Below are 21347 nucleotides of genomic sequence, written 5' to 3'. Positions count from 1 at the left end.
GCTAACCAATGTTTAATCACTGGTCAGCCTTTCATTTCCTGCAGCGAATTCCCGCCATCGACCACCAACATCTGGCCGGTCATATAACTACAGCCCTCACTGGCAAGAAATAACGCAACGCGTGCGACTTCTTCAGGCCGCCCAGGCCGCCCTATAGGTGTGCGCCGCCCCGCGTCCAGCTCTGCTGGCATACTTGAGGGGGTCTCTATCCAGCCTGGCGCAATCGCGTTAACAGTAATCCCTTGCCCCGCCACTTCATGAGCAATTGAGCGGGTCAGACCCACCATAGCGGATTTTGCCGCGCTATAGCCGGCGGTGCCAGGGAAGGTAACCAACGGCCCTGTAACAGAAGCAATATTGATCACCCGGCCAAACCCAGCCTGTAACATATGTTGCAGCACGAGCTGACTGATATGTACGCAGGTATTGAGATTTAAGTCGAACTCACGCTGCCAGTGCTGGAAAGGCATTTTGTGGAATAGCTCTCCAATCGGCGAGTCGATGCCCGACTGCGCCATCCCCGCGTTATTGAGCAAAATATCCACCCGTCCAAAACGCTCCATCACTTGATCAATCAGCTCAGCTGCCTGCTCCGGGTGCGTCAAATCTGCGACCAGTGCCAAGCTGCGCTCGCGGTCGGGATCAAGTTCGTTCTGACGTTGAAAGATGCGGTTGGTGGTCGAAGTGAGCACCACCTTTGCGCCGGCTGCATAAAACATCTTCGCCGTCGCAAAACCGATACCGTCAGGACTGCCGGCACCGGTCACCAGTGCCACGCGCCCAGTGAGGTCTGTCATGCTATGTGGCATCACTATTCAGCCAGCCGCCAGGTCGTACCGCCCTTGCCGTCTTCCAACACAACACCCATAGCCGTCAGTTCGTCACGGATGCGGTCAGACTCAGCCCAGTTCTTATCGGCGCGGGCCTGCAGGCGTGCTCGAATCAGCGCATCGATGGCAGCTGCGTCAACTTTACCGTCGGCACCCGCCTGCAGAAAGGCGTCAGGTTCGAGTTGCAGTACGCCCAATACTTCAGCCAACTGCTGCAAACGTGCGGCCAGCGCCGCAGCTGCTAGCATATCGGTGTCTTTGAGGCGATTGACCTCGCGCACCATTTCGAAGAGCACCGCGCACGCCTCGGGCGTGTTGAAGTCATCGTCCATCGCCGCCGCAAAGCGCACTGCATACTCATCACCGCCGAAAGCTTTAGCCTGTGGCAAGCCTTTGAGGGCGTGGTAAAACCGCTCCAACGCGCCCTTGGCTTCCTTTAGGTTGTCTTCGGAATAGTTAATTGCGCTGCGGTAATGGCTCGATACCAGCAGATAACGCACCACCTCGGGGTGGTACTTTTCCAGCACCTCGCGAATGGTGAAAAAGTTGCCCAATGATTTGGACATTTTCTCGCCATCTACGCGCACGGCACCGGCGTGCATCCAGGATGCAGCATATTGCTCGCCGGTTGCTGCTTCGCTCTGAGCAATCTCATTTTCATGGTGAGGAAAAACTAGATCCGGACCACCACCATGAATATCGAAGGTATTACCCAAGCAGCAAGTCGACATCACCGAGCACTCAATGTGCCAGCCTGGCCGTCCTTCGCCCCAAGGTGAAGCCCAGCTAGGCTCGCCAGGCTTTACTGCTTTCCAGAGCACGAAATCCAGTGGATCTTCTTTGGCCTCATCAACATCAACCCGCGCACCACTGCGCAGATCTTCAGTCTTCTTGCGTGACAGTTTGCCGTATTCGGCAAAACGACTGACCCGGTAATACACGTCGCCATTACCCGGCGCGTAGGCAAAGCCCTTATCGATCAGCGTTTGGATCATGCTGTGCATGCCCGGAATATGCTCGCTGGCCTTGGGCTCTTGATCCGGACGCAATACGCTCAAACGGGTTTCGTCTTCGTGCATGGCGTCGATCATGCGGCCGGTCAGCTGCTGGAAGGTTTCGCCGTTCTCATTTGCCCGGCGAATAATCTTGTCGTCGATATCGGTGATATTGCGGATGTAATTCAGCTCGTAACCGCTATGCCGAAACCAGCGCGAAACCACATCGAAAGCCACCATGACCCGCGCGTGACCGATGTGACAGAAGTCATACACCGTCATGCCACACACGTACATGCGCACCTGATTACCAACCAATGGCTTAAAGGTTTCTTTGGTTTTGCTCAGCGTGTTGTAAATCGTCAGCGCCATCAGTTACCCCAAGAGTCGCGCAAGGTGACGGTGCGGTTGAACACCAATTTATCAGCGGTAGCGTCTTTAGAATCCAGGCAAAAATAGCCCTCGCGTTCGAACTGGAAACGCTCGTCCACGCTGGCTGAAGCCAGCGATGGCTCAGCACGGCACCCTTTAAGAACAACTAGGGACTCGGGGTTAATGTTTTCCAGAAAGCCCGCGCCCTCCTCGCCTTTATCCGGATTGGCCGTCTTGAATAGACGATCGTACAGTCGCACTTCACATTCGATGCTGGTACTCGCTGGCACCCAATGCACGACGCCCTTAACCTTGCGGCCTTCAGGATTCTTGCCCAAGGTTTCGGGATCGTAAGAACACAGCAGTTCGACGATGTTGCCGTCGGCATCAGTTATCGCTTCATCGGCACGAATCACATAGCTGCCGCGCAGACGCACTTCGCCACCCGGAACCAGGCGCTTGTAGCCCTTTGGCGGCTCAACCATGTAATCGTCCTGATCGATATAAATCTCACGTTCGAAAGGCAATTCGCGCACGCCAATATCGTGTTTCGGGTGGCGCGGCAGACTCAGCAGCTCGGTGTTACCTTCCGGGTAGTTGGTAATAGTCACCTTCAGAGGCTTGAGTACGCACATCGCACGCGGCGCACTGGCATCCAGATCATCACGGATGCAGAACTCGAGCACACCCATATCAACCACACCGTCCGAGCGAGTCACGCCGATACGCTCGCAAAACTCGCGTATAGAAGCAGGAGTGTAACCACGACGACGGAACGCACTGATGGTCGACATGCGCGGATCATCCCAACCATCCACGTGCTTTTCTTCAACCAACTGCTTGAGCTTGCGCTTGCTGGTTACCGTGTAATTCAGGTTCAAACGAGCAAACTCGTACTGGCGCGGAGTGGCTGGCACAGGCAAGTTATTTAAACACCACTCATACAGCGGACGGTGATCCTCAAACTCCAGCGTGCAAATGGAGTGAGTCACGCCCTCGATTGCATCAGACTGACCATGGGTAAAGTCGTAGCTCGGATAAACGCACCATTTGTCACCGGTCTGATGGTGATGCGCATGACGAATACGATACAAAATGGGATCGCGTAGATTCATATTAGGCGCGGCCATGTCGATCTTCGCACGCAGCACTTTGACGCCGTCGGTGAACTCACCCGCTGTCATGCGAGCAAACTGATCGAGGTTATCGTCCACACTGCGATCGCGGAAAGGGCTGTTCTTGCCAGCCTCGGTCAGAGAACCGCGATACTCACGCGCCTGCTCAGGCGACAATTCGCAAACATAAGCTTTGCCAGACTTGATTAGCTCAATCGCCCAAGCATGCAGCTGATCGAAATAGTCAGAGGCGAAGCGCACTTTACCGGCCCATTCAAAGCCAAGCCATTCAACATCTTGCTTGATCGCATCGATGTACTCCTGCTCTTCTTTGGCGGGATTGGTATCGTCAAAACGCAAATGGCAATCGCCGCCAAACTCGCGGGCCAGACCAAAGTTCAAGCAAATCGACTTTGCATGACCAATGTGCAGATAGCCGTTGGGCTCAGGAGGAAAACGGGTAACTATGCTGCTGTGCTTGCCGTCATTTAGATCCGACTGGACGATCTGACGCAAAAAATGACTGGGCGGCGTGGCTTCGGGTTTGTTCATAAGGTCAGCAAAACTCGCTACGGGTGAAGCCTGAGGCATCACGGATTTTGGCTAGGCCGAATTGGCCAAAACCCGTATCATACCCGAAACTGTCAAGCGCCTGAATGCGACAACGCACTCAGCGCGACTATACCCACGAGATTTTCTGCCCGAGGACTGCCCCATGGTCAAGCTGCACACAAACTACGGCGTTATCACCCTTGAACTGTTCGCCGACAAAGCCCCCGCGACAGTCGAAAACTTCAAGCAGTACGTTAAAGATGGCCACTATGACGGCACCATCTTTCATCGCGTCATCAGCAACTTCATGGTCCAGGGCGGCGGTTTTGAACCCGGCATGACGCAGAAAGACACCCGCGCGCCCGTTAAGAACGAAGCCGATAATGGTGTCAGCAACGCCGTTGGAACTGTCGCTATGGCTCGCACCTCTGATCCACATTCCGCCAGTGCTCAGTTCTTCATCAACGTGTCTGACAACGACTTCCTCAATCACAGCGGAAAAACAGCCCAAGGCTGGGGTTACGCCGTATTTGCCAAGGTCACCGATGGCATGGACGTGGTCGAGAAGATCAAGGCAGTTAAAACCACGTCACGCGGTGGCCACCAGGATGTCCCTGCAGATGACGTCATGATCGAGCGCGCTGAGCTGGTCGACTGAGCTAGTTTAAGTAGATGCGCTATCTATTTATTTCTGATCTGCATCTCGAAGCAAAACGCCCGGATATTACCCGGGCGTTTTTGCAATGCCTGCGTGATCAAGCGCGTGGTGTCGACGAGCTCTACATTCTCGGTGATTTTTTCGAGGTATGGCTTGGCGATGACGCGATAGATGAATTGGGTCGACAGGTGACCGACGCCTTGGCCGCCCTGAGCGATCAAGGCGTTCGTGTGTACGTCATGCACGGCAATCGCGACTTTTTGCTCGGCCGAGCCTTTTGTCGCCAGGCAAAATGTACGCTGCTACGCGATCCCAGCATCGTTGATCTAAATGGCGAACCCGTTTTGTTGATGCATGGCGATAGCCTGTGTACCGATGACCTCGACTACATGCGCATGCGCAAGTGGCTACGCAACCCGCTAAGCCGCTTCACCTTACGTAATCTTCCGTTGCGTACTCGACAGAAGATCGGCCGTAAACTGCGCGATGAAAGCCAGAGCAGAACCCGCTTAAAGGCCGCGGACATCACCGACGTAAATCTGGGCGAAGTTGCCCAAGTAATGCGTAATGAAGGTGTTCGCACCCTAATCCATGGCCACACCCACCGCCCTGCCCGCCACGAATTGGTTATCGACGGCGAACCTTCGCAGCGTATCGTGCTGGGCGATTGGGATCAGGCTGGCTGGTATTTGTTGGTGGATGACGAAGGCTATCACTTAGAGTCATTCGCGCTAAACACGACAGACTCCAGCGGCACGCTATAAGCACCACGTTAAAATAAGCACAAAAGCAAAAAACCCGGCACGAGGCCGGGTTTTTTGTAGCACAAAGCAGCCTATTACAGCTTGGCTTCCAACTCAGGTACCGCTTCAAACAGATCTGCAACCAGACCGTAATCAGCCACCTGGAAGATGGGTGCTTCTTCGTCCTTGTTGATCGCAACGATCACCTTGGAGTCTTTCATACCGGCCAAGTGCTGGATGGCGCCGGAGATGCCGACCGCGATGTACAGCTGCGGTGCAACGATCTTACCGGTTTGACCCACCTGCATGTCGTTCGGTACAAAGCCTGCGTCAACCGCGGCGCGTGATGCACCCACAGCAGCGCCCAGCTTATCGGCCACTTTGTAGAGCATCTCAAAGTTGTCGCCATTCTGCATACCACGACCGCCGGAAACGACGATCTTGGCACCGGCCAGTTCAGGACGGTCAGACTTGGCCAGCTCTTCACCCACAAAGCTGGAAACACCCGCATCCTGCACAGAAGCAACCGCTTCTACGCTGGCGCTACCGCCTTCGGCTGCAACAGGGTCAAAACCCGTGGAACGCACGGTCAGGACTTTGATGGCAGCAGAGGACTGCACGGTAGCAATGGCGTTACCGGCATAGATCGGACGCTTGAAGGTGTCAGCACTTTCAACCGCGATGATCTCGGAGATCTGGTCAACATCCAGCAACGCAGCAACGCGCGGCAGGTAGTTTTTACCGTTGGTGCTGGCGCAAGCCAGAATATGGCTATAACCCTTGCCCAGTTCGGCAACCAGCAGCGCAATGTTTTCTGGCAACTGGTGCGCATAGGCAGCGTTGTCAGCCAGCAGTACTTTGCTTACACCAGCCGCTTTGGCAGCAGCGTCGGCAACAGCGGAGCAACCTTCGCCAGCAACCAGTACGTCGATATCACCACCGATGGCCGTGGCAGCCGCCAGGGTGTTCAAAGTAGCTGCGTTCAGCTCGGCGTTGTTGTGTTCAGCAATAACAAGAATCGTCATTTCAGATCACCTTGGCTTCGTTCTTGAGTTTATCGACCAGTTCGTCGACGCTCTTAACTTTGATGCCGGCGCTGCGAGCAGCCGGAGCTTCAACCTTCACGGTGGTCACAGTTGAACTGGTGCTAACGCCCAGGTCTTCCGGCTTGAGGGTTTCCATCGGCTTCTTCTTGGCCTTCATGATGTTCGGCAGCGACGCGTAGCGTGGCTCGTTCAAGCGCAGGTCAGTGGTCACAATGGCCGGCAGCTTCAACGCAACGGTCTGCAGGCCGCCGTCGATTTCACGGGTGACCTTGACGCTGTCGCCGTCAACATTCACTTCAGAAGCGAAAGTGCCCTGGGCGTAACCGCTCAGCGCAGCCAGCATCTGGCCAGTCTGGTTGTTGTCGGAATCGATTGCCTGCTTGCCAAGAATGACCAGCTGAGGCTGTTCTTTATCGACAACGCCTTTCAGCAGCTTGGCGATGGCCAGCGAGCTCAGTTCGTCAGTAGTCTCGACCAGCACAGCGCGATCAGCGCCCAGTGCCAGTGCGGTACGCAGCTGCTCTTGAGCAGCAGTCGGGCCGACGGTGACGGCGATAATTTCAGTCGCGACGCCTTTTTCTTTCAGGCGAACGGCCTCTTCTATTGCGATTTCGCAGAAGGGGTTCATCGACATTTTGACGTTGGCGAGATCGACGCCGGAGTTATCCGCTTTGACGCGAACCTTGACGTTGTAATCAACGACTCGCTTAACCGCTACAAGTACTTTCATGATTGCCTCATTTTTGGATGGACCAAAACAAAACTCGTTAAAAAATGACCAGAAAGAAGATTTTATTCACGTTCAGACTGGAGCGAGCCCGTCATTCAAAAGCCCTTTATCATGACGGCCAGCTCACAGGCGGTCAATACTCGCAACCCGACCATAGGCGTAAAGGCGAGACAAGTCGCCATCTTTGCATTGGAGCCGAAACAACTGGCTGTTATACTTCACGGCTAATCGATCATGGAAGATCATACGAAAAATCGATACTTGTGACCGGCCTAAAAGTAGGAGATACATAGTGGAACGCGAATTCATGGAGTTTGACGTTGTCATCGTAGGTGCTGGCCCTTCCGGCCTGGCAGCTGCATGTCGAATCAAAAAGCAGGCAGCTGAATCCGGCCAGGAAGTCAGCGTCTGCGTTGTAGAAAAAGGTTCCGAAGTCGGCGCCCACATCCTCTCCGGCGCCGTGTTTGAGACTCGCGCCCTGGATGAGCTGTTCCCCGACTGGAAAGAGCTTGGCGCACCATTGAACACACCGGTCACGCGTGATGACATCTATATGCTCACCAGCGCTGAGAAAGGTAGCAAGATACCTGACCTGTTCGTGCCCAAGACTATGCACAACGAAGGTAACTACATTATCTCCCTCGGCAACCTGTGCCGCTGGTTGGCTGAACAAGCTGAAGCACTTGAGGTTGAGGTGTATCCGGGCTTCGCCGCTCAGGAAGCGCTGATCGATGAGAACGGTGTAGTACGCGGCATTCTGACCGGTGACTTGGGCGTTGATCGCGAAGGCAACCCAAAAGAAGGCTTCTATACTCCTGGTATGGAGCTGCGCGCCAAATACACACTGTTCGCTGAAGGCTGCCGTGGTCATATCGGCAAGCAGCTGATCAAGCGCTACAACCTGGATTCCGAAGCTGATGCTCAGCATTACGGTATCGGCATCAAAGAAATTTGGGACATCGACCCCGCCAAACACGAGCAGGGCCTGGTAGTACACACTGCTGGCTGGCCGCTGGATATTATCGGCACCGAGAACACCGGCGGTTCCTTCCTGTATCACATCGAGAACAACCAGATTGTTGTGGGTCTGATCATCGATCTGTCCTACTCCAACCCGCACCTATCGCCGTTCGATGAGTTCCAGCGCTACAAGCATCACCCCGTTATCAAGCAATACCTGGAAGGCGGCAAGCGCGTTTCCTACGGCGCACGCGCCATCTGTAAAGGCGGCCTGAACTCACTGCCGAAGATGGTTTTCCCAGGCGGCGCGCTCATTGGTTGTGATTTGGGCACCTTGAACTTTGCCAAAATCAAAGGCAGCCATACTGCGATGAAATCCGGCATGCTGGCAGCTGATGCGGTAGTTGAAGCGCTGAAAGCGGGCCGTGAAGGCGGCGATGAGCTCACCGGTTACGTTGACGGCTTCAAAGCCAGCTGGTTGCACGATGAGTTGTTTGCTTCACGCAACTTCGGCCCAGCTCTGCACAAGTTTGGCCCGTTGATGGGCGGCGCGTTCAATTACATCGATCAGAACTGGTTCGGCGGCAAAATTCCATTCACGCTGCACGATACCAAACCCGATTATGCTTGCATGAAAAAAGCTGCTGACGTCGCGAAGATCGCTTATCCCAAGCCGGATGGCGTGATCAGCTTCGACAAGTTGTCTTCGGTGTTCATCTCCAACACCAACCATGAAGAAGACCAGCCAGTTCACCTCACGCTGAAAGATCCAAGCATTCCGCTGGAGAAGAACCTGCCACTGTACGATGAGCCAGCGCAGCGTTACTGCCCGGCCGGCGTTTATGAGATTGTTACCGAAGACAATGGTGACAAGCGCTTCCAGATCAATGCTCAGAACTGCGTGCATTGTAAAACCTGTGACATCAAGGACCCATCCCAGAACATCAACTGGGTGGCTCCTGAAGGTACTGGCGGCCCGAACTACCCGAACATGTAACGCGCCTATGCGTTACAGCGGCAAGTTGCGAGCTGTAAGCGACAATAAAAAACCCGGCCTCTGTGCCGGGTTTTTTATTGTCTCCAAAGCGAAGCCCGGAAGGACAGAAACAAGAACGACCACTCCATCGATAATATCAGTCGAGAAAGCCAAGCTACAAAGCTGTCAGTCGTACTCGTCTCATTCACGAGCGGCCTTACGAGTGAGTATGCATCCAGGCCATATAGAGCAGATGCATTTGCGGCGGGTTATTTGCAATGAATTGAAGTACTACTGACTCAGCTTTCAGCCACGCAGAGCCCGCTCCATGTTCCGGTTGCCAGGATGAGCGGGGACTCCGCCCCCGCCCTGCCCTTAGAGCCAACTCCAGGAGAACCCAGTGTAGACTCCAAAACCTTCGCCGGGGGTAAGGCGCGCTGCCTCAACACCGTTATCGTTATAACCTGGCGTGACCGTCGCAGCGTAGCGCTCATCCGTCAGATTGCGCAGCTCAAGCCATGTTTGCCAGTCGCGCTTGGGCGAATCGTAACCCAGGGTGGCGCCAAAGGTGCGGTAGGCATCAGCGTGCCGTGAGTTGGCGTAATCCACCGGCACCTCGGAAACATACTGTGCGTTCAGGCCAACATAAACACCCGCCGGGTGCTGATAGCGCAGCTCACCCTGATAGTAGTGTTGCGGCAGGCCAGGCAGGCGGTTGTCGCCAAAGGTGTCGTCATCGCGGTAATGGAAATCGCTGAAGGTATAGGCCTGACGCAGCGCCAGCGCGCCCAGCTCGTCACCCTGCCAGAGCTTACTAACCAGCCCAACCTCAAGCCCCTGATGCACAGTCGGGCTGGCGTTCGACTCGGCAAAAATATTCGGCTCAATCTCGATGCTCAGCAGCTCATGCTTCACCTGCGCGTAGTAGTACGCCATATCCCACAGACCGATCAGCGAGTCACCGCGGGCGCCAATTTCAAAGGTCGTCGCGGTCTGATCATCCAGACTTACCGGTGTGCTTTGGCGATTACTCCAGGGCTGATTACTGACCGGGAAGCGGGTCGGCGAACCCCAGATCATCGACCACGGGTGCGGCGGTTCAACCGAACGGGACAGGTTACCGTAGACCTCGGCACCGGAATCCAGTTTATACCGCAGGCCCAAACGCGGCGCGTAATCCCAGGTGCCTTCGTTCAGCTTTTCATTGTCGTCAGGCCAAGTTACCTCAACCTCACGTTCTGTATAAATCAACGCGAGCCCACTGGTTAACCATAGCTTGGGCGCCAGCTCCAGATCGTTGCTGACATGCAGCACGTTGTCCGAGCCCTGATGGATATATTTGCGCATCAGAGTACCCGCCGGATACGGCGTGCCGTCGGCAGTAAACGGCTGATAAGCAGTTTCCTTGGCCTTGCTGCTGGGCAAGTTAGTCGTGGTCCGCCAACCGACCGTGGTATTGGCGCTCAGCCCAAACAGCTCGTGCTCACGCTTGTAGTTCAGTGTTGCACTGACATCACTGTAATCAACCCGGATGCGATACGGACTCTCCATCAGATCCATCGGATAGTGGTGATAAACCAGGCCCATCTCCAGCGTGCTCACGTCGTCCAGTCGCAGTGTGGTCTTGTTCGCAAGCCAGGTGCTGCCGGGCTGCTCACGCTTAGCGTCCCGGGCGATGTTGGCGGCGCTGGCCTGAGTCGGGTCATCGTCGATTTGGCTCTGGGTCAGACGCCCCGGCGACTGGTGCTCGGTCTCGCGGTATCGCAGGAAGAAACGGGTTTCTAGATCGGGACTCAGCTGCAGGCCGAAGTTGGCCACCACCCCCTTGCCACTGCCGGCAGCCTGATCCTGCTGCCCGTCGTAGTGCAGGTCGGTTAGGCCGACGTAGTAATCCAGGTTGCCAACCACCTGGCCTGAGGCGATGTGGCGCTTTAGGTAGCCGTCGCTGCCCGCCTCCATACGCAGCTGCAGACGCGGCGCATCAAAACCACTGCGAGTGATGTAATCCACGGCGCCACCCAATGCTAGTGCGCCCCGGTCAAAACCGTTGGCGCCGCGCAGCACCTCGGCGCGATTCAGCCACAACGGCTCCAGCAGCTCATAGGGGGTGCCCCCAGAGCCGGTCAGCGGCAGACCGTCGAGCATGATGTGATTGCCCGAGGCATGCGCGCCGGGGCCACGGTTGATGCCCGAGCCCCGGATGCTGATCTTCACCCCTTCGTTGCCCGGTGATTGAGCATACACGCCCGGCTGGTAGGCCAGCACATCGGCCACACCGGCAACACGGCCCTGCTCTACCCGCTGCATGTCGACCACATTGGTGCCACCCGGCACCTTATCCAACAGCTCACGCGCCAGCGCCACCTCATCCAGTGCCTTACCGGAAATGGTAATGGCATCGAGCTGTGCCACGTCCTGCTCCTGCGCCAATGCAGGTGAGGCCAGCAGACACGACAGATACAGCGGCGCCAGATGGATCGGAGGGGTTAACAGATTGGACATGCAGCAACTCCAGCATCGGATAAACACAACGTAGACCGTGGCCTGCGGCTATGTAGAATCGGCGCATTTTACGGGTTTAACCGGAACCGACAACCAGCGCGTGATCTCGCAGTCTGTTCAACGCCCTGCTGAGTGCTGGAGTTTTAGATTGAAAGGCAGGCGCGTCGCGCGTCCGCGCATCGAGAGCAGAACGTCTGAAGGCTTAACGCCGGACAACATTTAGTCTGCTCGCCGCTAAAGCAGCGAAGCTTCTTCACGCAGCGGAATAACATCCACCGCCACGCTGAGTACGTGCTCCCCGCCGCCGGTCATCACGCCTTTAAGCGGCGTAACATCAGCAAAGTCACGCCCCCAGCCGAGCACAATGTAGCGTTCATCCGGCATGCAGCCGTTGGTAGGGTCTATTTCCAACCAGCCCCAGCCGGGTATGAAAACAGAAGCCCAAGCATGGGTCGCATCAGCGCCCAGCAGCTTCACTTCGCCTGGCGGCGGCGAGGTTTCCATGTAACCGCTAATATAACGTGCAGCCAAGCCCAACGAACGCAAGCAGCCAATCGCTAGGTGGGCAAAGTCCTGGCAAACCCCGCGCTTACTTTTGAGAACGTCAGCCAGCGGCGTCGCGACCGTGGTGAATTCCGGGTCATAAACGAATTCATTGAAAATTTTGCTATTAAGCTGCAGCACAGCATCGACCAAATTGCGCCCTGGTGAAAAGCAATCCCGGGCATAATCTGCCAACCAGCTTTGCTGGTAAATAAAGGGCGAACTGAGCACATACAGACGCGCTTCGAGACAGTCGCGGTTGGTTCTGCGCGGATCCAACTGCAACTCCCCTACGGCAGCTTCCCAGCCAATATTGCTGAAAAAATCAGCCGCTAAGCGTGGCCGGGTAACGATGTCGCTACGCACGGTCACATCCAAGCTTTCATGCAGTGACTCGATGGAAAAGTACACCACCCGATTACCGAAAAAGTCGGTTCGCTCACGCAGGCGATCCGGCGTGGGTGAGATCACCAGCTGGGTATTGCTGCAATCCTGCCACGGCAGATCACGGGGCAGGATGCGCGCCTCGTTATGGCTCAGCGTGACCGCGCTGCTGTATTCATAATGGGTGGTATGGCGTAACTGGTATTTCATTCACTGCCTCGGTCAGGGTTGCCCGCTGTGCTGCATGCTTACCAGCTGACGCGGGGCTTCAACGTGGCTGAAATGACTATGAGAGATCGCATTCGACAACTCAGACATTGGCTCAATCAATTGATCGAGTAACTCAGTCAGTGCTTCACGGGCGGTCGCAGACGCTTCCAGGTCAGCGAGCGTAGCAATATCGACCAGATGCAAGGTACTGGTAGCCTGGATCACCAAACGTTGTTCGGTATTGCGATACGGCGAACTGCCCGGCGAAGGTAACTTGGCAATCTGCCGATCCAAGCGTTTGAGCATATAACCAATCGAGCGCGGGTTGGTCTCATCAAACAGCAAGAGATCTAGAATTGCCAGCGGATGCAGCTGAGAGCGATAACGTCGGCGATAAACCGTCAGGTTATCGGTGGTCGCGAGAACCACTTCCCATAGAGGGATACCTGGCTCCTCCGCTGTCACCAGCGCCAACTTCAACAACTGTAACGAGCTGAGGGTGCGCTCGATAAAGCGGCCGATATCCAGAAAGCGCCACCCATAATGATGCGGCATAGTCTCATTGCACAAGCCAAAAAACGCCGCCAAATCCAACACCATGCCCTCTAGATGGCGTTGGCCGACCACCACACCTCGGGTGCGCGACATGTTATTGAACTGTTGCCGGAGACTATTGATCGCGCGCCAGGTATCGTCGCCAAGATGATCACGCACCGCCCTGCTGTTGCGCACAAAATGGCCAAATAATGCGGGTAGGCCATCTGGCAGGTCATCAGAGAACATTTGCAACAGGCGATCCCGGGTCATGATGTACTCGCGGGAAACACGACCAGGGACCGGAGAGGACTCCCCCTCTTCCTGCTCATCCAACTCCAGTGGAATCTCCAGCGCGGTGAGCAAGTCAGGTAGCAAGGTAAAACCGCTCTCCTGTCGATCATCCTGTAACAGACGCGCCAGCGACTCGCGCAACAAACGTCCGCGCGTATCCAGGCGTTCACCGTAACGACCTAGCCAAAAGAGGCTTTCAGCCACTCTGCAGGGCAGGTCTTTGCCATCACGCGTGACAACGATGGGCCCCTGCGCCTGACGCAGCAAACTAATATGCGGTTGCGGCACCGGTGCCAGCACCCACACATCCTTTACCAGACGGCTTTTCATTAAAGGTGCACCGGCCTCGCCAAGCCACGCCAAACCACCCGGCATAACCCGGTAATTGCGCTCGGACACAGGCTTGAGCAGGTCATCTGGCTCCACCAGGCTGAAAAAACGCAAGGTGATATTTTGTCGTTCAAGGCGGCGTGTTTGCGGATTAAAACCAGGAGTCGTTGCGCTGGTCACCTGTCGCTGGGCGGTGAACAAGTACGGGTGTTGATGCAGGCTGGAGCGCAGATCCCGCAGTGCTCCGAGGCCCATCTGGTCAGCTCGATAGACTTTTCCAGGACGACTGATATCGCGCAGCACCCAGTCATCCAGCTCATCCTCGACTTGCGCCAAACTATCAGGCGAACCGCACCACAAGGTTTCCCGGCACGGCAGCAGCAACTCTTCACCCAGCAGCGAGCGGCATAAATCAGGAAGAAACGCTGACAGGCCAGGATGCTCAAGAATGCCCGCGCCCACCGCATTGGCGATATGCACAGTGCCGCTGCGCGCCGCTTGCAGTAAGCCCGGCACGCCAAGCAGCGAATCCTGACGTAGCTCCAGCGGATCACACCAAGGGTCATTGATCTGTCGAAGAATGACATCAACCTGAGTCAGCCCGCCCAGCGTACGCATGGATACTTGGCCATCGCGCACGACCAGGTCATCGCCTTCTACAAGAGAGAAGTTCATGTAGTTGGCCAGCCAAGCGTGTTCAAAATAGCCAGGGCTACCAGGGCCGGGGGACAACAACACTATGTTGGGCTGCTCGCGATTCGTCTTCGCCAAGCTGGCGAGGCACCTATGCTGCGCTTGCAGGAAGCCCGCCAAACGTTTGATCGGGGCGTCGCGATAAATACTCGGCAGTGCCCGCGCTAAGGTAATGCGGTTTTCTAATGCATACCCCACACCGGCTGGTGACTGAGTAGAGTCACTGAGTACCTGCCAGCCACCCCGTTCATCGCGGATGACGTCGGTACCGTGAAATATCAATAACGGGCGATCGACTTGCGAAGGGTCGTCAGCCGCTGAAAACAAAAAACCGGGATGAGTGAAAATTAACTCTGGCGGCAACAAGCCGTCCAGAATAACGCGTCGCTCACCGTAAATGTCATCCAACAGGTGTTCGAGCAAGCGGCTACGTTGCCGCAAACCGGCTTCTAGCTCCTCCCACTCTTCAGTACTAATGACCCAAGGTACGCAGTCCAGCTGCCAGGTGCGCAGCTGCCCCGGGTCATCTTCATATGGATTGAAGGTGACGCCGTTCTCATGCAGCAGGTTTTGGACTTCTTCACTACGACTGACTAGCGTATCTGGCCCCAGACTGACGATATCGTCCAGCAAGCCCTGCCAATGGGCGCGAGGCTGCTGCTCGGCATCAAGAAGCTCGTCATGCCCGGAATGACCGGCATAGTCACCCAACAGGGTTTGAAGCGGTGAGACTGCGTTACCTGCCTGTTGCATGCAAAGCTTCCTGAAGGCCGCTGATACCAGCGGCCCAGCACTATGGGATTGAGTCAGGCATTATAAACCAGGGTCGGCAACTCCGGCACGACGCAAATCCAGTGTATGAGGATATTCTTGCCCGGTTGCTTGCTGAATATCCGCCATTGAGCCCTGCGTGTGGCCATAATCCCAAAATCGCGTCCTGCGCCGTGCTTCTGCCTCATTGGCATTGACCGGGAACGTTTCATAGCCACGACCACCCGGATGCACCACGTGGTAAGTACAGCCGCCAACCGAACGCTGATTCCAGTTATCCACCAGATCAAACACCAGCGGTGCATGAATGGTAATCATCGGATGCAGCGCCGACGGCGGCTGCCAAGCACGGAATCGGACTGCAGCCACAGCTTCGCCAGCAACGCCAGTCGGTTGCAGTGGCACTTTGAAGCCGTTACAGGTCAATGTGTAGCGCGCTGAATTGAAGTCGCGCACCTTCACTTCCATGCGCTCTACCGACGAGTCGACATAGCGCGCAGTGCCGCCACCACTGACCTCTTCACCGAGTACGTGCCAAGGCTCAATGGCCTGACGCAACTCTACGCGCGCATCGCCATACTGCACCTCACCAGCATGCGGAAAACGAAATTCCAGAAACGGCGCAAACCATTCGTTCTTAAACGCAAAACCGTGGCTACGCAGGTCCTCCAGCACATCACAAATGTCACCCCAGATGTAATGCGGCATCATCCACTTGTCGTGCAGTGCAGTACCCCAGCGAGCCAAAGGCTTACGGTAGGGCTCGGCGAAGAAGCGCGCTACCAAAGCGCGGATCAGTAGCTGCTGCATCAAGCTCATGCGTGCGTGCGGCGGCATCTCGAAGCCGCGCAGCTCCAACAGCCCCAAGCGCCCGGTAGAGCTATCCGGCGAGTACATTTTGTCGACACAGAATTCGGCGCGATGGGTGTTGCCGGTAATATCGGTCAACAAGTTACGCACCAAGCGGTCGACCAACCAAGGCTGCGGCACTTCGCCTTTGGGGATTTGCGAAAAGGCGATCTCTAGCTCATAAAGTGCTTCATGCCGAGCTTCATCAATCCGCGGTGCCTGGCTGGTTGGGCCTAGGAACATGCCGGAAAACAGGTACGACAGGCTTGGATGGTGCTGCCAGAAAGTAAGCATGCTGGCCAATAAATCAGGTCGGCGCAGGAACGGCGAGTCTGCCGGAGTGCGCCCGCCAAGCGTTACATGATTGCCGCCACCAGTCCCCGTGTGACGACCATCAAGCATGAACTTTTCCGTACCCAGACGGGTGAGACGCGCCTCTTCATAAAGGATCTCGGTGTTTTTGACCAAGTCAGGCCAGTTGCCGGCCGGCATCACGTTGACCTCGATCACGCCCGGATCTGGGGTAATCATAAACTTCTCGATGCGTGTATCCGAAGGCGGAGCATAGCCTTCGATACAGATCGGCATTTTCAACTCTGCCGCAGTCTGCTCCAAGGTAGCGAGCAGAGACAGATAACTCTCCAGCTGGGTCAGCGGCGGCATAAACACAAAAAGTTTGCCGTCGCGTGGTTCGATACACAGCGCGGTGCCGATAATCCCTTCTTCTTGCAGCGTCGGGATTTGCTCTTGCCATACTTGCCCGGTCGTGGCCTGGTGACTGCCCTGCCCTCTGCCTAACGTATTCACCTGTTGTCTGGCACTGTACAGGCGCGCAACCTCACCATGGATATCGGTGAGTTCCTTGGCCTGCTCGAACAATGACGTGGGCTGCGGCTCTTCGCGTTTTTTCTCCGGCAACGCCGATAACGGTAAGCGCAGACCCATTGGCGAGTCACCGGGAACCAGATAAAGATTTTCACGACGAAGCGGCCACTCAGTAGTTTGCCAAACATTCTTGGCAGTACCCGCAGCGAGCGGTAGCGCAAAGCCGGTCACTTCATCGAGGCCACGCTCAAGCAATCGCGATAGCCGAATCCGGGTTTCCTCGTCTTTCAGATCTTCTTTAATCAGGTCTATATCGGCAGGCAGCGTTTGCTCGATCCACAGGTAGTAATAAGTATCTTCATAACAAGGGATCAAATACTGGGCAGACAACCCCAGCCGCTTAACCAGCGTTTCAGCAAACAGCTGCGCTTGCGTGTCGTCGTAACCGTAGTCTTTATCGATATCTGCCAACCACTGGTCATCCTGCCACATGGGCTTGCCATCACGACGCCAGTAACAAGCCAACGCCCAGCGCGGCAACGGCTCACCCGGATACCACTTGCCCTGCTGATAATGAATCAGCGAGTTGGGGGCATAGTGTGGACGCAAGCGCCGTAATAGCGCTTCGGAAAGCCCTCTTTTGGTGGGCCCCTGCGCAGCAATGGTCCACTCTGGTGCATCCATGTCATCAACAGACACGAATGTGGGCTCGCCGCCCATGGTCAAACGCACGTCTTGTTCGTCTAGACGCGCATCTACAACGGCGCCCAGGGCATTAATTTCTTCCCATTGCTCTTCGCTATAAGGCAGGGTCACGCGAGGGTCTTCGTGCACCCTGGTGACGCTCATTTGAAAATCAAAGGTCACTTCACACTTATCGGTTGCCCCGGTAATGGGCGCAGCGCTGCTCGGCTCAGGCGTGGCGGCCAGTGGCAGGTGACCTTCGCCGGCGAACAGACCTGACGTAGGGTCGAGACCAACCCAGCCGGCACCCGGCAGGAATACCTCAGTCCAAGCATGCAGATCGGTAAAATCCACATCCGTGCCAGAGGGTCCATCCAGCGCTTTCACATCAGCCGTCAATTGGATCAGATAACCTGAGGCAAACCGCGCTGCAAGCCCCAGGTTACGGAGTATCTGCACCAGTAACCAAGCCGAATCGCGGCAGGAGCCGCGCTTGAGTTTAAGGGTCTCTTCAGCGCTCTGGACGCCAGGCTCCATGCGAATTAGATAGTCGATATCCTGCGATAAGCGCTGGTTTATTTCGACCAAAAAATCGCTGACCGTCATCTCCCTGGTACTTACCCCCTGCAGCCATTCCTGCAGTAGCGGCCCCGGTTGCTCGGTATCAAGGTAGGGCTCTAACTCGTGCTTCAGCTCCTTGCTGTACTTGAACGGAAAGTTCTCCGCATATTCCTCCACAAAGAAGTCAAACGGGTTTATGACCGTCATCGGCGCGAGCACTTCCACGTCGATATGCAGCTTTTCCATCTTGTCCGGAAACACCAATCGAGCAATATGATTGCCAAAAGGATCCTGTTGCCAGTTGATATAGTACTCACCTCCGCTAACCTTGAGGCTGTAGGCCTCGATTGGCGTACGGCAGTGCGGGGCTGGCTTGAGTCGAATTTGATGAGGCCCGACATTGATAGGACGATCGAAGTCGTAGTGCGTGGAGTGCCTTAGAGCTACACGGATTGTCATGCTTGATGATCCCGGTTATGTATTCGGCAAATGCGTTACTAGAGCAAAGCAATGGCTATGCCAACAGCTTAGGTGATGTGGCCGATAACGCACCAGCACTCTAACGGGCTAATGTGACTTTAATTATCCGATACCAGAGCACCACCGTCGTAAAGCGCGGTCTGACATTCATGTGTTGTTATTTGGTATGGCAATTGCAACATATCTACCATCCCTCCTCTAGCGGACAGAGTAGCTGAATGAGCAAAGTAAACTGGGACGATTATTTATCCAAAGGCTTCTACGACGAACTCATCAAGGCTCCCGGCCAGGCTAGGCCGGAAGCCGAGTTGTTATGCCATTACCTCGCTAACCTCGACGCCCGCGAGCTGGCTGAGCACAAAACTGCTGCCGAAGTCGCAATCCAATTAATGGGTATCACTTTCACCGTCTACACCGAAGGCAACATGATCGATCGCGCTTGGCCGTTCGACATAGTGCCGCGGATTATTCCGCTGGAAGAATGGCGTAAAACAGACGCTGGGTTGAAGCAGCGTGTTCAGGCGCTGAACATGTTTATTGATGATCTTTACCACGACCAAAAAATCATCAAGGACGGCGTATTTCCTGCGGAGGTACTAGCGCAATCGGTTAACTTTCGGCCGCAGTGCGTCGGCATTTCGACGCCGCATAACGTTTGGGCACACATCTGTGGGTCTGATTTAGTCCGCGACGATGACGGCACGCTCTACGTGCTGGAAGACAACCTGCGAGTGCCTTCCGGCGTGTCTTACATGCTGGAGAATCGTAACGTTACCAAACGCGTGTTGCCGGAACTGTTCGCGGGCGGTCGTATCCAGCCAGTCGATGATTACACCTCGCAGCTTTACGACATGCTTGCGTCGCTGTCGCCACGACCGGGCGATGATCCCAATATTGTCATTCTCACCCCCGGCATTTATAACTCGGCCTATTACGAGCACTCCTACCTCGCTGCGCAAATGGGCGTGCAGCTAGTCGAAGGCCCCGACCTGATGGTTGGCGACGACGACTGCGTCTATATGCGCTTAATCGACGGCTTGCAACGAGTAGATGTTATTTACCGGCGCGTTGACGATATGTTCATCGATCCAGAAGTATTCAATCCCGACTCCATGCTGGGCGTACGCGGACTCATGCGCGCCTGGCGTAAAGGCAACGTTGCACTGGCCAATGCGCCAGGCGCGGGGGTGGCCGATGACAAAGTGGTCTATGCCTTTGTACCCAAGATCATCGAATATTATCTGGGGCAACAACCGTTGCTGCCCAACGTGCCCAGCTACCTGTGTATGTTTGAGGAAGACAGGAAGTATGTACTGGCCAACCTCGACAAGCTGGTGGTCAAACCCGCCAATGAGTCAGGTGGTTACGGGATGTTGATCGGCCCGCATTCAAGCGCTAAGGAGCGCGCCAAGTTTGCCGAGCTAATCAAGGCTGACCCACGCAACTACATGGCGCAACCGACCCTTAACCTGTCCACATCACCCACCCTGTGTGGCAATCAGATGGAGCCACGCCATGTTGACCTGCGCCCCTTCATTTTGTCCGGTGAGAGCAACTGGGTGACCACCGGCGGCCTAACCCGCGTGGCACTGACCAAGGGCTCGCTAGTCGTCAACTCATCACAAGGCGGCGGCAGCAAAGACACCTGGATCGTAGACCTGGCGGGGAACTGAATTATGCTTTCACGTGTAGCCGAAAATGTGTACTGGCTGGCCCGCTACTTAGAGCGCGCGGAAGACACCGCGCGTCTATTGAGCGTCAATAGCCACCTATTACTCGACCTGCCGCGCCCTACTCAGCTGGGTTGGTCGGAAATCATTGCGATCACCGGCAATGACGAACTGTTTGATGAACACTACCCAACCCGCGACGAAGCCAGCGTGCTGACCTTTATGTGTGGTGATCGCCGTTACACCGGCTCCATTCTCAGCTCACTGAGCGCCGCGCGGGAGAATCTGCGGACTACCCGTGACGTCATTCCCCGCGAGATATGGGAAGAGGTCAATCAGATGTATCTCAACGTCAAGGAGCAAGTCGGGTCGGGCATCACGCCACGTCGCCGCGATGCCTTTCTCGGTCGGGTAATTCGGAGCTGCCAAACGGTCAACGGGTTAATCGAGAGCACGCTGAGCTACACCGAGGTGCGTTCATTTCTGATGCTCGGCCGACAACTCGAACGCGCCGACATGACGACGCGCATTCTAGATGTGCGTTCTGCCAACCTGCTGCCGCGCAGTCCGGAAGACCTGACTCCGTTCGAAACCCTGCAGTGGATGAGTGTACTCAAATCATTGAGCGGCTATCAGATGTACCGTCAACATGTGCGACTGCGCATCCGTGGGCCTGACGTACTGCAATTTCTACTACAGAATCAGAAGTTTCCACGTAGCGTCGCCTGCGCATTGGAGCGGTTAGCTAATGCCTTGATCACCCTGCCCCGTCATGAAGCGGCATTGAATGAAGTAGAAACCTGCCGCCAAGACCTGGCCAACGCAGAGATCGCCGTGCTTGCCGCCGAGCCCGATCGTTTGCACGCTTTCGTCGATGATATTCAAGTCGATTTTGAAGAGTTGCACGAAGCTATTCGGCAAACCTATTTTGCGCAGCCGGAAGACGGCGCGCAGACTCAGACTCAGACTCAGTCTCAAACACAGACACAGACGCAATCACAATCGAGCAGTGGCGCATCCACGCCCAAGCATGGTTAGGG

14 protein-coding genes are annotated in these 21347 nt (G+C 55.7%); 5 read left to right on the top strand and 9 right to left on the bottom strand.

The features are described from left to right. Window positions 1–23 precede the first annotated feature (23 nt). From AC1XYH_RS07210 to AC1XYH_RS07200, 3 genes are read right to left on the bottom strand one after another with little or no spacing between them, the layout of a single operon-like run. Window positions 24–797, bottom strand: coding sequence for an SDR family NAD(P)-dependent oxidoreductase (locus AC1XYH_RS07210; protein ID WP_483325949.1), 774 nt, complete (start codon window positions 795–797; stop codon window positions 24–26). A gap of 14 nt (window positions 798–811) precedes the next feature. After that, window positions 812–2197, bottom strand: coding sequence for a cysteine--tRNA ligase (gene cysS / locus AC1XYH_RS07205; protein ID WP_483325948.1), 1386 nt, complete (start codon window positions 2195–2197; stop codon window positions 812–814). Further along, window positions 2197–3864 carry a glutamine--tRNA ligase/YqeY domain fusion protein gene (locus AC1XYH_RS07200; RefSeq protein ID WP_483325947.1) on the bottom strand — a complete coding sequence of 556 codons (1668 nt, stop codon included), beginning with the start codon at window positions 3862–3864 and terminating at the stop codon, window positions 2197–2199. Before AC1XYH_RS07200 ends, cysS begins: the two co-directional genes overlap by 1 nt. A gap of 163 nt (window positions 3865–4027) precedes the next feature. Here AC1XYH_RS07200 and AC1XYH_RS07195 point away from each other — a divergent pair, with 163 nt between their 5' ends. Together AC1XYH_RS07195 and AC1XYH_RS07190 are read left to right on the top strand one after the other, a co-directional pair. After that, window positions 4028–4522: a peptidylprolyl isomerase gene (locus AC1XYH_RS07195; protein ID WP_483325946.1), complete on the top strand. Its 495-nt coding sequence runs from the start codon at window positions 4028–4030 to the stop codon at window positions 4520–4522. Between the two features lie 14 nt (window positions 4523–4536). Continuing rightward, window positions 4537–5286, top strand: coding sequence for a UDP-2,3-diacylglucosamine diphosphatase (locus tag AC1XYH_RS07190; RefSeq protein WP_483325945.1), 750 nt, complete (start codon window positions 4537–4539; stop codon window positions 5284–5286). A gap of 74 nt (window positions 5287–5360) precedes the next feature. Here the strand turns inward: AC1XYH_RS07190 and AC1XYH_RS07185 are convergent, their stop codons facing one another. Together AC1XYH_RS07185 and AC1XYH_RS07180 are read right to left on the bottom strand one after the other, a co-directional pair. After that, window positions 5361–6290 carry an electron transfer flavoprotein subunit alpha/FixB family protein gene (locus AC1XYH_RS07185; RefSeq protein WP_483324157.1) on the bottom strand — a complete coding sequence of 310 codons (930 nt, stop codon included), beginning with the start codon at window positions 6288–6290 and terminating at the stop codon, window positions 5361–5363. Window position 6291: 1 nt separating this feature from the next. Further along, window positions 6292–7041 carry an electron transfer flavoprotein subunit beta/FixA family protein gene (locus AC1XYH_RS07180; protein WP_483325944.1) on the bottom strand — a complete coding sequence of 250 codons (750 nt, stop codon included), beginning with the start codon at window positions 7039–7041 and terminating at the stop codon, window positions 6292–6294. A gap of 292 nt (window positions 7042–7333) precedes the next feature. Here AC1XYH_RS07180 and AC1XYH_RS07175 point away from each other — a divergent pair, with 292 nt between their 5' ends. Further along, on the top strand, window positions 7334–8998 hold the full coding sequence (locus tag AC1XYH_RS07175) for an electron transfer flavoprotein-ubiquinone oxidoreductase (RefSeq protein ID WP_483325943.1): 1665 nt from the start codon (window positions 7334–7336) through the stop codon (window positions 8996–8998). 354 nt (window positions 8999–9352) lie between these two features. Here the strand turns inward: AC1XYH_RS07175 and AC1XYH_RS07170 are convergent, their stop codons facing one another. From AC1XYH_RS07170 to AC1XYH_RS07155, 4 genes are all read right to left on the bottom strand, one after another. After that, a complete protein-coding gene (locus AC1XYH_RS07170) occupies window positions 9353–11479 on the bottom strand; it encodes a TonB-dependent receptor family protein (RefSeq protein ID WP_483325942.1) in 2127 nt (708 codons plus the stop codon). A 234-nt stretch (window positions 11480–11713) separates the two neighbouring features. Then, complete coding sequence (locus tag AC1XYH_RS07165; RefSeq protein WP_483325941.1) at window positions 11714–12616, bottom strand: transglutaminase family protein; 903 nt, start codon at window positions 12614–12616, stop codon at window positions 11714–11716. A gap of 12 nt (window positions 12617–12628) precedes the next feature. Next, window positions 12629–15220 (bottom strand): circularly permuted type 2 ATP-grasp protein, encoded by a 2592-nt coding sequence (locus AC1XYH_RS07160; protein ID WP_483325940.1) that lies wholly within the window; start codon window positions 15218–15220, stop codon window positions 12629–12631. 60 nt (window positions 15221–15280) lie between these two features. Further along, window positions 15281–18616 (bottom strand): transglutaminase family protein, encoded by a 3336-nt coding sequence (locus AC1XYH_RS07155; RefSeq protein WP_483325939.1) that lies wholly within the window; start codon window positions 18614–18616, stop codon window positions 15281–15283. Between the two features lie 239 nt (window positions 18617–18855). Here AC1XYH_RS07155 and AC1XYH_RS07150 point away from each other — a divergent pair, with 239 nt between their 5' ends. Both AC1XYH_RS07150 and AC1XYH_RS07145 read left to right on the top strand, forming a co-directional pair. Further along, window positions 18856–20310 carry a circularly permuted type 2 ATP-grasp protein gene (locus AC1XYH_RS07150; protein WP_483325938.1) on the top strand — a complete coding sequence of 485 codons (1455 nt, stop codon included), beginning with the start codon at window positions 18856–18858 and terminating at the stop codon, window positions 20308–20310. A 3-nt stretch (window positions 20311–20313) separates the two neighbouring features. Next, window positions 20314–21345 (top strand): alpha-E domain-containing protein, encoded by a 1032-nt coding sequence (locus tag AC1XYH_RS07145; protein ID WP_483325937.1) that lies wholly within the window; start codon window positions 20314–20316, stop codon window positions 21343–21345. The last annotated feature ends 2 nt before the right edge of the window (window positions 21346–21347 follow it).

The organism is Pseudomonas sp. GW-45 (genome assembly GCF_056896675.1).
The sequence above is the reverse complement of the archived record's forward strand: the minus strand, read 5'-3'. Positions and strand labels throughout refer to the sequence as shown.